This is a genomic window from Paenibacillus sp. OAS669, assembly GCF_014873645.1.
Classification (GTDB): Bacteria; Bacillota; Bacilli; order Paenibacillales; family NBRC-103111; genus Paenibacillus_S; species Paenibacillus_S vulneris.
The window spans coordinates 59971-74511 of sequence record NZ_JADBDR010000020.1 but is presented as its reverse complement, the minus strand read 5'-3'; the positions used below and the strand labels follow the sequence as shown (position 1 = coordinate 74511).

At 53.8% G+C, this 14541-nt stretch carries 6 protein-coding genes; all 6 read left to right on the top strand.

Annotation, left to right across the window (positions count from 1 at the left end; genetic code table 11):
- Positions 1 to 209: 209 nt before the first annotated feature.
- A complete protein-coding gene (locus tag GGC63_RS35250) occupies positions 210 to 6038 on the top strand; it encodes a fibronectin type III domain-containing protein (RefSeq protein ID WP_412973906.1) in 5829 nt (1942 codons plus the stop codon).
- A 414-nt stretch (positions 6039 to 6452) separates the two neighbouring features.
- On the top strand, positions 6453 to 7889 hold the full coding sequence (locus GGC63_RS30815) for an SWIM zinc finger family protein (protein ID WP_192705557.1): 1437 nt from the start codon (positions 6453 to 6455) through the stop codon (positions 7887 to 7889).
- A gap of 22 nt (positions 7890 to 7911) precedes the next feature.
- On the top strand, positions 7912 to 9729 hold the full coding sequence (locus GGC63_RS30810; protein ID WP_192705556.1) for a HEAT repeat domain-containing protein: 1818 nt from the start codon (positions 7912 to 7914) through the stop codon (positions 9727 to 9729).
- A complete protein-coding gene (locus GGC63_RS30805) occupies positions 9705 to 10796 on the top strand; it encodes an ATP-binding protein (protein WP_192705555.1) in 1092 nt (363 codons plus the stop codon). The genes GGC63_RS30810 and GGC63_RS30805 overlap by 25 nt, the downstream gene beginning before the upstream one ends.
- On the top strand, positions 10754 to 13156 hold the full coding sequence (locus GGC63_RS30800; protein ID WP_192705554.1) for a DUF5682 family protein: 2403 nt from the start codon (positions 10754 to 10756) through the stop codon (positions 13154 to 13156). The genes GGC63_RS30805 and GGC63_RS30800 overlap by 43 nt, the downstream gene beginning before the upstream one ends.
- A gap of 3 nt (positions 13157 to 13159) precedes the next feature.
- Positions 13160 to 14368 carry a VWA domain-containing protein gene (locus GGC63_RS30795; protein ID WP_192705553.1) on the top strand — a complete coding sequence of 403 codons (1209 nt, stop codon included), beginning with the start codon at positions 13160 to 13162 and terminating at the stop codon, positions 14366 to 14368.
- Positions 14369 to 14541 lie beyond the last annotated feature (173 nt).

The window sequence follows — 14541 nt, the reverse complement described above, 5'->3', positions numbered from 1 at the left end:
GCCAGGCAAACCATTCAGAAAGCGGGGACAGCAGAAATAGCACACGTTATCTTTTTTGATGAAAATGACAAAGAAAGCGGGGAATATCGTATATGAAGAGGATGGTAAGCAGATTCACAGCCTCTCTCTTATGTTGTCTTTTGATTTTCACTACTTTACTCCCGATCTTACCTTACAGTGAACCCATCGCCTATGCAGATGAGTTATTCGTGAAGAAATTCGACTTCGGCACGGTGAACAGCCCGGTCATGGAAGGCTATGCTCAAGTTCATGACCAGATGATCTATACGCCGGAGCGGGGATACGGACTTGTATCAGCCCAGGCATCCAGGAACCGGTCGGGCGGCAATGCGATGACCAACGATTTTGTCTTGGGCTCGGCCTTCACGTTCCTGGCGGACATCCCGAACGGCAGCTATAACGTAACCGTGTATTCGGGCGATCTGCTCGCAGGCACCTCACAGACGAAGACAAAAGTGGCTCTGGAGGGGGTAACGAAAGGAACGATAACTACCAAGACCGCGATCGCACAGGCAACCTACAACACCAGGGTTACTGACGGGCAGCTGACCGTGGATATCTCCACAGGCGCCACCGGGGGCTACGGTTATTTGAACGGTCTTGTCATTGAACAAGTGCCCGAGACGCCACCGTCCGCACCCCAAGCTTTAACCGTAACCAACATCAATGCAACACCCGGAGCAGCTTCCGTATCCCTAAGCTGGAGCAGCGTAACGGATTCCGTCTACTACAACGTGTACCGGGCGGTGAACAGTGACTCCAATTATGATTTTATAAAGCAAGTAGCGGTGAATTCGTACACGGATACGGCCGTTTCTATCGGAAATGCCTATTCGTATCAAGTTACGGCTCTGAACGCAGGCGGCCTTGAGTCTGCAGCCAGCAGTCCGGTAGCGGCGCAAGTAGGGCAAAAAGCTGCGATTCCTGCACCTCCAGCGAATGTAATTGTAAGCGGTGTCAATGCGAACAGCGTGGTTGTGCAATGGTCGCCATCGGATGGTGCAGCCAGCTACACGGTATTCCGTTCGGAAGCCGCAGCTGGACCCTTCACCGAGCTTGGCAAGGTAACTGCGGCAGCATTTACAGATTCTGCTGTCGATACCTCCATAGTTCATTACTACCAGGTTAAGGCTTCGAATACAGCAGGAGTTTCCGAGGCTTCCGGAGTGGCTGCAAGCACCGTATACATTGCTCCCGCCGAGCTTCCACATGGCTTTCCTTTGAAAATCGATTTCGGACCCGGCCCTGTGGCTGACGGGTATTTCGGCATAACGGCTCCCGTGGCTTATACTCCTCAGCTGAAATACGGCTTTGCCGATCCTGCTCTTGTCGGTTCCGGCAGCAGCAGCACGACAGATCCGTTGAAATCCGATTATTTGTCGCCTGCCGGCACGACCTTTAATGTCGATCTGCCGAACGGGGACTACGCCGTAACGGTCATCGCAGGGGATGCCAAAGCCGCAACGGAAGTGGCTGTGTCCGTTGAAGGCATGACAGCGAATAAAATTGCCCTCACTCCGAAGGCCGCAGGCGAATATTTAGAGCAGACATTCGAAGTCGCGCTTGTTGACGGACAGCTGAATATCCTCTTTTCGGGATCTGCGCCCAAAATTAACGGTCTGGTCATCTCCAAACTGGCGGAGAGGGCAGCAGGCGAAACACCTACCGTGTATATCGCAGGGGATTCTACCGTACAAACCTACGATCCCTATTGGAAGCCCCAAGCGGGCTGGGGGCAAATGATCTCCCGTTACTTCACTCCCGACATTACCTTCAGCAACCAGTCCATTGGAGGCCGCAGCAGCAAAAGCTTCCTTCTGGAAGGGCGCCTGGATAACATCTTGCGGGCGTTGAAGCCCGACGATTACTTCCTGATCCAGTTCGGACATAATGATGCGACCATATCGATCCCGGAACGTTATGCTTCCCCCGAGGACTATAAAAATTACTTAAAAACATATATCACTGGCGCCAGGCAGCGCGGTGCCGTACCGATTCTGGTAACCCCTGTCGGACGGAGGGATTATAACTCGACAACGGGCAGCTTTAACGTTAGCTTTCCGGCGTACGTGAATGCCATGAAAGAGCTGGCTCAAGAAATGGACGTCCCGCTCGTCGATCTCAGCACATTAAGCCGGGCGTACTATGACACGATCGGTCCCATAGGCACGCTGGCCGTGTTCCTTCATGTTCCTGCCGGAGTCTATACAGCCTTCCCGAATGGAAGCTCGGACGATACGCACTTCCAGGAATACGGAGCCATCCAGATCGCACGTCTCCTATCGGGGGGAATAAAAGCTTTGAACATCCCGTTATCCGCCTACGTCACAGATGTTGAGCCGCCTGCGGAGCTTCCGGCGAAGCCGACGGGAGTTATGGCAAGCAGTATCAGCAATGCAGGCGCTGTCTTGACGTGGAATGCTGTAGAAGGTGCAGATATTTATAAAATTTATAGAAAGATGGCCTCCGACAACGACTACGTCTTGGTAGGCTCGTCAACCGTTCCGACTCTAACGATTCAAGGGATGAGTGAAGGACAAACCTATCACGTTGTCGTGACAGCCGTGAACGGCAGAGGAGAATCCGAGAAATCGGACGTTGTTGTCATCGTCACGAAGCACGCCACGCTCTTGTTCGATTTCGGTTTGGCTGCTTCGCCCGTTCAAGACGGTTATACGGGGGTAAATCTTTCTACTGTATACACGGCCGAAAGAGGCTACGGGATTAAGGACCCGACAGGAATGATCGGCCGCGACCGTGCCACCGGCACCGACCTTCTCCGCGACTGGCTTGGGTATTTCAATGTCGGCTGGGAATTCATGGTCAATCTGCCGAACGGTCTTTATTCCGCGAAGCTGTATGTCGGCGACTATTTGGGAAGCGCCAGAACGAGCGTCGCCATCGAAGGAAAAGATTACGGAACCGTGTCGGCAGGCAATAAATCCGTTACCGAGAAGATCATTTCCCAGATTTCTGTTAATGACGGCCAAATGAACTTCAAATTCGGCGGTGCAACGGCGATAGTTAACGGTCTGGAGATTACTCCGATTCTGATGACGCCAACGAATCTGAAGATCGATGCGAAGAACACAGATCCCGAGCAGCCTTCCGCTTCATTATCGTGGACGGGGGTTGAGGATGCGGCCCAATATAACGTTTACCGCAGAATTGCCGGATCGCCCAAGTTTCAGCTGCTAGGCAGCGCAGCGACAAGTGCTTATATCGATAGCACGGTTGATGTAGGGCTGGAGTACGAATATCAAGTGACGACGGTAGATGCGGCTTCCACGGAAACCGGTCCATCCGCTTCGCTCATCGTATCCATGATTGATCCGAATGTTCCAATACCGGCCGTACCGGGAAACCTTCAGACGGTGAACGTCAATAAGAACGACCTGACCTTTAGCTGGGACGCCGCGGCAGGTGCCAAAACTTATAACATTTACCGCGCGAAGTCGAGCGACAGCACCTTCGAGCTGATTGGTAAAGCCCAGCAGCCTAGCTACACCGATAAGACCGTGCTAACGACGATCCCCTACTATTACAAAGTAGCGGCTGTCAGTGCAGGCGGCATGTCCGGTCCATCCGAGGTGCTGGCAACACCGGCCGTTACCGTGCTGTACCGGCAAGCCGAATATCTCGATCGGGCGCTGGTAGCGGTTAAACAAGAACATGGAGTGTATGTAGGCTGGAAAATGCTCGGAACGGACCCGTCCGACATTGCTTTCAATCTATACCGAGACGGGGTCAAGGTTAATGCAGAACCGCTGACAGGAGCTACCAATCTGCTCGATGAAGCCGGCACGGATTCGTCTGTGTACCATTTAAGGACGATGATCGGCGGTAAAGAGAGGGCTGCTTCCAAAGATGTGACCGTATGGCAGCACAATTATTTGTCCGTTCCTATCCAGAAGCCTGATGGAGGAGTGACGAAATCCGGAGAAGCCTATACTTACCGCGCGAACGACAGCAGCGTCGGCGATCTGGATGGAGACGGGACCTATGAATTGATCGTGAAGTGGGATCCCACCAACTCTAGGGATAACTCGCAATCCGGATATACCGGCAATGTATATATGGATGCTTACAAGCTGGACGGCACGAGGCTATGGCGCATAGACCTCGGTCCTAACATCCGTGCGGGGGCTCACTATACCCAATTCCAGGTGTATGACCTGGATGGCGACGGCAAGGCGGAGGTCGCTTTCAAAACGGCCGACGGTACAATCGACGGGACAGGTGCCGTTATAGGGGATCCTGCGGCGGATCACCGGAACAGCAGCGGCTATGTGCTCCAAGGACCGGAGTACTTAACGGTATTTGACGGCATGACAGGCAAAGCTGTCACAACAACGAGCTACGACCCGCCTCGCGGAGTCGTCGGCGACTGGGGAGATACGTACGGCAACCGGGTGGACCGTTTCCTGGCTGCAGTCGCTTACCTGGATGGCGAGCATCCGAGCTTAGTTGTCAGCAGGGGCTATTATACCAGAACCGTGATCGTCGCCTATGATTTCAAGAACGGTACGTTGAAGAAAAGATGGCGCTTCGACACCAATGATGAAGGAATCGGTGAAGCTTATACCGGGCAGGGCGATCACAACCTGTCGATCGGGGACGTGGACGGCGACGGCAAGGATGAGATCACTTTCGGAGCTATGGCTATCGACGATGACGGAACACCGCTTTATAACACGGGACTTGGTCACGGGGACGCCCAGCATCTGGGAGATCTGGACCCATCGAGACCGGGCCTGGAGTTCTTCAATGTGCACGAGCATACCAATTCCCCTTACGGCATGGAATTAAGAGACGCTCGAACGGGTGAAATCCTATGGGGCGTATGGACGGGAATCGATACCGGACGCGGCATGTCGGCGGATATCGACCCGAATTATTTGGGGGAAGAAATGTGGTCGGCAACGATTACCGATGCCCAGCATATCCCGCTTACAGGTCTATATAGTGCAAAAGGGGAGCTGATCAGCACAACGATTCCAAGCTCCACGAACTTCGGGATCTGGTGGGACGGCGACTTGAGCCGTGAGCTGTTAGACGATAACCACATTGACAAATGGGACTATGTCAACCATAAGACGAACCGTTTGTTTACGGCCGAAGGCGCTTTATCCAATAACAGCACCAAGGCTACGCCGAACCTGCAGGCGGACCTGTTTGGCGATTGGCGGGAAGAGGTGATCTGGAGAAATACGGACAGCACGGAGCTCCGCATCTATACGACAACCTCGGTGACCGATACGCGGCTTCGTACGCTCATGCATGATCCGATCTATCGCCTGGGAGTCGCATGGCAAAATACAGGGTATAACCAGCCGCCTCATACAAGCTTCTACCTGGGAACCGGCATGGAGGAGCCTCCTGCACCTCGTCTTGCCGTAGTGAATGAGCCTGTTTCTTCCGTTCCGCCGACAACCACTGACAATGCTCCCGCAGGCTGGGTCAATCATGACGTTACCGTAGCCTTAACGGCTCAAGACAATGGCTCCGGCGTAAGCGGTACCTATTACACGGTGAATGGCGGAGCAGAGCAAAAGGGCACATCCGTTACCTTATCTAATGAGGGAACGCATACGCTAACCTACTGGAGCGCAGACAACCAAGGCGGCGCTGAAGCACCTCATACCGTACTCGTTAGAATTGACAAAACGGCGCCGACCTTAAATCTCGTTTTGGATAAAACCGAGTTATGGCCGGCCAATCACAAAATGATCCCTGTCAAAGCATCGGTCAGTGCCGACGATAGTCTTTCGGGCGTTTCGACGGTCGTTCTAACCTCTATTACCAGCAGCGAGCCTGATAATGGATTAGGCGATGGGGATACGGCAGATGACATTCAAGGTGCTCAGCCCGGCACATTGGACACGGAGTTCATGCTTCGTGCCGAGCGATCCGGCAAAGGAAACGGGCGTGTATATACCATCACTTATACGGCTGCTGACGCCGCCGGGAATACAGCTGTACAATCAGCAACGGTCACGGTACCTCACAACAAATAAAGGCCATCGGCATACCAAAGACGCTATACCCAGTCTCGATTCGAACCCGATGGATAAACGTCGCCGGCATAGGCTTAAGAAACCAGTGAACCTTAGGGTTTGCTGGTTTTTTTATATAGAAGATTCCTTTCCGCGAAAAAAACCATTTTGCGCTTCCGAATGTCACTCGAGAAAAATCACAACTTAAGCACTAGCCTTCAAGTGAAAAATGGTTCTGGATAGTTCCATATACATACAAAAAAGGGTCCTTCGTCATATTTCGACATTCATACTTCATAAATTATCTTGAATATGAATGATTTTCCAACGTATACCATATACATGTTCTGTGCTGCGGTAAAGGGCAAAAATGAAGGTAAATCAGGAATAGTGTGGAAATAAATCAGAGAACAATCCATTTACGCGAGGGAAATTATGGTGCAGTTAACGGAAGCTTACGTAGATAGTTTGGCGCTGAACAGCGCTGCCATTAAGAATGGGAAAGACTTGGTGAAAAAGAACAGCTTTCCATTATTGTGCAAATCAGAGGATCATAGCGTCCTATTCGGGGAATGCAAGGGAAGCGGGAAAGAGCCGTACCGCTGTTCTGTCGATTGGGCTAATGAGGGCAGTCCTGTATTCCGCTGCTCTTGTCCCAGCCGTCAATTTCCCTGCAAGCATAATCTGGGACTAATGTATGCTTACACAGCCGGCAACGCGTTCGAGATCGCTCCGATCCCCGCAGACCTTGCCGAGAAGCGGGAAAAGGCCGAAAAGCGGGAGGAGAAGAAGAGGGAAGCCGCCGCTTCGGGGACTCCCCCCACAAAGAAGAAGACGAATAAGGCGGCGCTTGTCAAAAAAATCGCAGCTCAATTAGAAGGCATTGCTATTGCGGAAAAGCTGGTGCTTCAGCTCGCACAGCAGGGGCTGGGCAGCTTGGACAAAAAAGCGCTCCAAACCGCGGATGAGCAGGCGAAGGAGCTGGGCAATTATTATATTCCGGGCATCCAGACCGCTATTCGCCAATTAACAGAGCAGCTCCGGTCGGCCAAAGAGAGTGAATCCGCCTATCCGCAAGCCATTGAACAGCTGACCATGCTGCATTCGCTGCTTCATAAAAGCAAGGCCTACCTAAATGACAGACTCGAAAACCCGGATCTGCCGGCGGATTCCGGTACGATACTGGAGGAACGGATCGGCCACGCTTGGCAAATGGCTGAGCTCAGGGAGCAGGGGCGCGTCCGCACTGATGTAGAGCTGCTGCAGCTGGCGTTTCGTTCCTATTCAGAGCCTTCGCGCGGTGAATATGTGGACGAGGGGTATTGGTTCGACCTGCATTCAGGCCAAATCCATATCACAAGAACGTATCGTCCTTTCCGGGCGACGAAGTATATCCGTGAAGAGGATTCGACTTTCCAAGTGGTAAGGGCCAAGGAATTGGCTGAGTACCCTGGGGAGCTTAACCAACGGGTCCGCTGGGAGGAAGCCGTTTTTCGCGAGGTCCAGCCACAAGATTATATCCGTGTCGTGGAGTCCGCCGAGCCATCCTTCAAGGATTTGGCGAAGCGGATAAAAAATCAGATCAAAAATCCCTTGTCTGATAAAAACCCGGTGGCCCTCCTGCGTTTTAAGGAGCTGCATAAGACAGATACATCTTATGTTCTTATAGATTCTCAGGGCTCGCAGCTTCCTTTGGCCGACATCCCATATGTGAATGAGCCGACGACTCCCATGCTGCCGATTATCAACAGATCTTATGTACGTAATCAGACGATGCTGGTCATGTTCGGGCATAACATGGAGCGGAACAGGCTGGAGGCGCAGCCTCTTAGTATTGTCACAGCGGACAATATCATCCGCTTGCTGTATTGATGAAATCATTAGGAGACGAATTATGAGTTTACATGTATTGTTTGAGCTGCAGAACGAAGTGCGGCGTTTGTTTATAGCGGGCAGCACCGTAGCGGCAGGAGACATGCGATTGCAGAAGCTGGCTTCCCAGCTGCAGCTGCAGGCCGAATCGGTTCCGGTTTTTGGGCGCTTGGCTCAGTCGGTCGATCAGGTGGTTACAGCCGATTCCGGTGAGGCCGCCCGGAAGCTGCTTGAGCTGGAAACGCTGCTCAACGCCATCCTGCATACGCTCGGCAGAACAGAGTCTAAAGAGCCTTTAGCTCCTGTCGCTGGTACTGACGCCAGTCTGCCGACCGCGCTGCCTTATCGAAAGCTCTCTCCATTGATTCAAGCCTTGACGTCCAAAGGACAGGGGCGGCTGGAGCTATTGAAACAGGGCTGGGAGGAAGGGCTGTTTCAAGACCTGCGTTCCATAGCGCCTGCAGTCAGCGCGCTTGACGACAGCTACAGCGAAATTCCGGACTTTATTCAACGCGTTGTCATTCCCGCTTACGGGCAAGAAGCGCTGCCTGTGCTGCTTCAGCAGTTCAAGCTGGACGGAGGTCGTGGAGATGCCCGCCGCCTGGAGCTAATTCATGAGCTGCTGCCCGGAGAGGACTTGGCTTTCTTAAGGCAGGCGGCTCACGAAGGATCGACGGAAGTACGTGCGGCTGCTATCGGTCTGTTAGGGGATTATCCGGAACAAATCGACTACATTCTGGCGCAGGCCGATGATAAGAAGAAGGAAATCCGGAGCGCAGCATTGTTCGCTCTGGCGCGGCTGGGTTCGGAACCGGCGGCAGAACGGCTCTACCATGCGCTCGTATCGAAGGATCACGAGCTGGCGATCGAGCCGATCCGAAGGTGTCAATCCCATAGCTTGACGCTTAAAATTATCGCTCACGCGGAGCATGCACTAGAGCGTATCATCCAGCAGAGCAACGTGGAGGAAGCGGCTCAACAGCTGCTTGCCGATATCCGGAGTCTGGAAGGAAAGCAAACGGCGGAAGTCGTACTTCTGCTGCAAAAGCTGCTGTCTGCGCCAGAGTTCATAAAGACAGAAACCGAAGCGGCTCAAGAGGCGGCAGCGGAGCTGCTGCTGGATATCGATCTGCCGGAAGCCTATCAGTTTGCGGTGAGCTTGCATAAAGCATTCCACGGGAAATTCATCGCTTACAGCTTTAAGGCAGCCTTGCGCATCCTTTCACCGGAAGACGTATATGAACAATTTCACAACGATCTTCGTAACAAGAAGCAATCTGCAGCCAAGACGCTGCTGCGTGCTTTCCAGGAAGAAACACGCTGGTACCCGGGCCGATTGGAGTACGAGCCTTTTCAAGAGGAAGAAGCGGAAAGGACCGTCTGGGATCCTCGCTGGGTTCAGCTGTTCGTTGAGTTGGACGAGGCCGATCTGGTTTGCCGGTTGGTTCAAGAGCCCGATGCGAACGTCATCGAGTACCTGGCAGCCAAATGCGAGAAGCAGCCGCAGTTTAACCGGGGGCAGACGTCCAACATGCTGTTGGTGCTGTTCGGCATGCAGGAGCCGCGGGCGCCGCAGCTGCTTATGGATATTTTGGAAAAGGGCGGCAATAAACAGTACTACTATTTGGACCGCGTGCAGTTAACCCTGCTCTCCATGCTGCCAAGAGAATATGCCGATCGCCTTAGACAGCACGCGGAGCAGCTGACTTATCCAAGCCTGAAGGAACAAATATTGGAAATAGCCGAGACCATAGCGGCAAAGCCGGATACAAACCAAATGCAGGATAACCAAGAGAAGGGACAGGGATTATGGGAATGGATCAGAAGCAAGATGTCGTAAGATTGCCTTCCGAGCGATTGTATGCGGAGGAGCTGGAGGTATTAAAGGATTTCGATCAGGATGTGAGACCTGCAGGCTGGCAGCTTTCGCCGAAGGCGGTGCTCACCTTTCTGACGGGCGGCGAAGTGAATGGCGTTCCTATCACGCCCAAATACATTGGGAATAAGCGTTTGGTCGAAATGGCCATCGCCACGCTGCTAACGGACCGCGCCCTGCTGCTGATAGGGGAACCGGGTACAGCGAAATCATGGTTATCGGAGAATTTGACTGCCGCAATCCATGGGGATTCCGGCAAAGTGATACAAGGAACGGCCGGCACCAGCGAGGAGCACATCCGCTATTCGTGGAATTATGCGATGCTGTTAGCCCAAGGCCCCTCCGAGCAGGCGATTATTAAAAGCCCCATTTTCCGGGCGATGGAGACAGGCGGTATCGCGCGGTTCGAAGAGATATCCCGTTGTGCATCGGAGGTTCAGGACGCTCTGATCTCGATTCTATCCGAGAAGACGATCTCCATTCCCGAGCTGGGACGCGAGGTGTCGGCAGCAAGAGGCTTCTCCGTCATTGCGACGGCCAATACGCGGGACCGGGGCGTGAACGAGATGTCGGCGGCACTGAAACGCCGCTTCAATATTATTGTGCTGCCCGCTCCGTCAGACATCGAGACGGAAGTGGAGATTGTGCGCAAGCGGGTAGGTGAAATCTCCGCAAGCTACGAGCTGCGGGCCTCGCTTCCGGAGGAAGAAGCGGTACGCAAGGTTGTGACGATATTCCGCGAGCTGCGCAGCGGCATGACGCTGGACGGCAAGGAGAAAGTCAAGGGGCCGAGCGGTGTCATATCGACGGCGGAAGCCATCTCCCTGCTAACGGGCAGCATGGCTCTTGCCGGCAGCTTCGGAAACGGGCACATCAGCGAGGAGGATATTGCCGCGGGCTTGCAGGGCGCTATTGTTAAGGATGAAGAAAAAGATCGACTGGTATGGAAAGAGTATTTGGAAAATGTGATGAAAAAGCGGGGAGCGACATGGCGAAATCTGTACTACGCGTGCTCGGAGATGAACAACTGAGCCGCGATCAAGGGTTTCATGTATTCGGCATCAGACATTTATCTCCGGCCGGCGCCTATCACTTGCTTGCCTTTCTTGACGAAATCCAACCGACGGCCGTATTGATAGAGGGACCGGGGGATGCGACGGAGTTCATTGCCGAAATCACTTCGCAGGGCGTCGTTCCTCCTGTAGCGATTCTCGCCTATACGGACCAGCTTCCGGTACGGACTTTGTTGTACCCTTATGCGGAATACTCTCCCGAATACCAGGCTTTTCAATGGGCTAATCGTAACGGTGCCTTGGCGTCGTTCATCGATCTGCCGACAGCACAAAGTCTGGCATTGCACGAGACGAAGCGAAACGGGGGACTCTCGGATCAAGAAGGCGCTGGTGACGAGGAGCATAACCAAAGAGACCGCTATTCGGAAGGCTCCGATGCCCTACAGACTTATTGGCAGCAGCAGAGAACGCTTTATCAGCGTGTAACCGAGTTATCCGGAGAACCGGATTACGAGGCTTATTGGGAGCGTCATTTTGAGCATAGCTTGACGAAGGGTGCCTATCGTTCGGGAATACACCGGTTTTCCGAACAAATAAGGGAGCTGACGGAACAGCAGGAATGGCAGCTGGCCCCACAGGAAGCAGCCTACAATGAGATCCGTGAATCGTACATGCGGAGGAACATTCAGAAGGCCATTCTGGCAGGTCACGATCCGGAGCGGATCGTCGTCGTAACCGGTGCTCACCATGCTTCGGCTATGGATTTGCGCCTGCCTCTGATGACCGATGCGGAGCTTAAGGCGCTGCCCAAAGCAAAGACAAAGCTTACCTTAATGCCCTATTCCTATTACAAGCTGTCCACACATTCCGGATACGGTGCGGGCAATCAAGCCCCGGCCTATTTCGAGCTGTTCTGGAGGTGCCTGCTGGCGGAGGATCTAGGTCGGCTGCCGTCGTTGTATTTCTCCGAGGTTGCCGCTCACTTGCGGGCTCACGGCACCTATCGCTCCACAGCCTCTCTTATTGAGGCTGTGCGGCTGGCAGAGGCGCTTGCAGCGCTTCATGACGGCAATCATCCTACATGGAGGGATCTGCAGGATGCGGCCGTCGTCTGCTTGGGCTATGGGGAGCTGTCTACCATCTCGGAGGCTTTGGCAAGGACCAATGTAGGAACGGCCATCGGGCAGCTGCCGGAGGGCGTCAGCCAGACTCCGGTTCAGGATGATTTAAACCGAGAGCTGAAGCGGCTCAAGCTGGAGAAGTACAGGACAACGGTTGCCGCTACGCTGGAGCTGGATCTGCGGGAAAATCGCAGAGTAAAGTCGGAGGAGGCTGCCTTCCTGGATCTGAACCGTTCGGTGCTGCTGCACCGGCTGCAGCTCCTTGGCATAGATTTTGCCAAGAAGCAGCGTGTTCAGCAGAACTCTGCAACGTGGGCGGAGAATTGGACGCTGCAATGGACTCCGGAGGCGGAAATTCAAGCGGTCGAGTCCACATTAAAGGGAGAGACGATCGAGCTGGCTGCGGCTTATGTGCTCAAGGAGCGGCTTGACGCGTGTACGGACATCGCCGAAGCCTCCAGGATCATCCGGGCGGCGTGCGAATGCGCCCTTATGCCGCTGATGGAGCAGGCAAAAGCTGCGCTGCAAGGTTTGGCAGTAGAGGCGGGAAGCTTCGAGCAGATTGCGGCTTCCGCCTACGAGCTGTCTGTTCTGATCGGCTACGGTTCCATCCGCCGGATCGAGACGGCAGCCCTCGTACCGCTGCTTGGCCAGCTGTTCCTGCGTGGGACGCTTCTTTTGCTGAGCGCTGCTTCCTGCAATGATGATGCTGCCCGAGGTGTGGCGGAAGCGATTCAGCTGATGCACGGCATAGCACAGGAGCATTACAACGATGTGGACGATGCGTTATGGCAGACCAAGCTTCAGGAGCTGGCTTCGCGTGATGACCGGAATGCGAAGCTGTCGGGATTTGCCTTTGCCATCCTGCTGGAGCAAAGCAAGCTTCAAGAGGAGCAAGTGGCCCAGGAAGTGTCGCGCCGCCTATCGCCGGGCATTCCTGTAGATCTCGGAGCCGGCTGGTTTGAGGGACTATCCATGCGCAACCGCTATGCGCTCCTTTCCCGGGCGGTCTTGTGGAAGCAGCTTGACTTATACATCAAGCAGCTGGATCAGCAAGCCTTCAAGCGTTCCCTTGTGTTCCTCCGAAGGGCGTTCGGGGCCTTCGAGCCAAGGGAAAAAGCCGCCGTCGCAGAGATGATGGGCGATCTGTGGGGGTTGGATGCCAACGCAGTAGGCGCAACCTTGCAGCAGCCATTGAGCGAGGAAGAAAGGGAGATGCTGCATGAGCTTAATGATTATGATTTCGGAGATCTATAGCCTATGACAAACATGGAGATAATCGGACATGAGCAGCTGAAACGATGGCGTCTCATCCTGGGCGCCGAATCCGAAGAAAAGCTTCAGTCCTTCGGTTCGGGCGGCCGTCTGCTGGATGAGGAAACGGCGCTGATGGATGAAGCTCTCGCAGCCATATACGATGATACCTACAGCAATGAGAACGGAAACGGCGCGGGAAATCCGCGCAAGCAGGCAGGGCTTGGTCCCTCCGCCCCCAAGCTGGCCAAATGGCTGGGGGATATCCGCACCTTTTTCCCGCCGGATATCGTTTCGGTCATTCAGGCGGATGCGATTGAACGTAAAGGCTTAAAGCAGCTGCTGTTCGAGCCTGAACTGCTGGCGCAAGTAAAACCGGACATTCAGATGGTCGCGACATTAATGGCACTCAAAGGCAAAATACCGGAGAGAACCAAGGAAACGGCAAGGCAGCTGGTCAAAGCCGTCGTGGAGGAAATTGTCCGCCGGCTTTCCGAGGATTTGCGCAGAGCCGTTACCGGGGCACTGAACCGGAGGCGGCATTCCCCTCTGCCTTCCGCCACCGGTCTGGATTGGAATACGACGATCCGCAAAAATTTGCGGCATTACGATCAGGAGCGCAAGCTGCTCATTCCGGAAAAGGTCTATTTCTTTGATCGTGCGCGGCGCAGCAAGGAATGGACCGTTATTCTGGATATTGATCAGAGCGGCTCCATGGCCGGGTCGGTCATTTACGCCTCGATAATCGGCTCCATCTTTGCAAGCATGCCCGCATTGGACACCCGCGTGGTTGCTTTTGATACGGAGGTTGTCGATTTAAGCGAGCAATGTGCGAATGACCCGGTCGATATGCTGTTCGGTATCCAGCTCGGGGGAGGCACGGACATCAACAAGTCTATTGCCTATTGTGAAGCCTTCATCACAGAGCCGAAAAAAACGATGTTCATTCTCGTCTCCGATCTTTATGAAGGCGGCAACCGATCCGAAATGATTCGCAGACTCGTCGATATGCACCAGGCTGGGGTTAAGACCCTCTGCTTGCTGGCCTTGTCAGACGAAGGGGCTCCCTCTTATGACGATGCAGTGGCGAAGAAGCTGGCCCAATACGGTATTCCTTGCTTCGGCTGCTCGCCGGAGAAGCTGCCCGAGCTGATTGAAGGGGCTCTGAAAGGACTCGATCTTACAGCCATTGCAGATCGCGTTAAGCAAGGATAAGATTCATGATAAACACCTCGGGATGACCGGGGTGTTTTTGACATCTTCCATACCCGCAGGAACACTTATAAAACCTGAGCATAGGACCAAATCATGTGAGTTTTAACTATATTTTCCCGTTTCCCTTTGTGATACATTGAGTCCGACGGAGGTGATGAAGCGTTACCAAACAA